Below are 248 nucleotides of genomic sequence, written 5' to 3'. Positions count from 1 at the left end.
CCGGCGCGAGCTCGGCGCGCAGCGCGAGGTTGGCGGCCGGCGCGCCGGGCGCAAGCGCCTGCGGATTCACGTGATCGAACGCGAGCGACGCGCGCGTGAGCGGCACCGCGCCGAACGGCGCGGCCTCGACGTGCGCGCGGCCATTCAGCTTCATCCCGCTCGCGGACACGTCGGCGACGAGCGCTTCGAGCGAACCCGACACGTTCGCGCTCGCGTTGACCGGTTCGTCCGAGAGCTTGCCGGCGTAC

1 protein-coding gene is annotated in these 248 nt (G+C 74.2%); it reads right to left on the bottom strand.

Annotated features, from left to right (window positions below; genetic code table 11):
- Window positions 1–248 (bottom strand): hypothetical protein (locus SB816_RS33895; RefSeq protein WP_410548486.1); only part of this gene is annotated, 248 nt, incomplete at both ends.

Origin of the sequence: Achromobacter sp. SIMBA_011 (genome assembly GCF_046535435.1) — a bacterium.
Classification (GTDB): Bacteria; Pseudomonadota; Gammaproteobacteria; order Burkholderiales; family Burkholderiaceae_B; genus Achromobacter; species Achromobacter dolens.
This window is presented reverse-complemented; position numbering and strand designations above follow the sequence as displayed.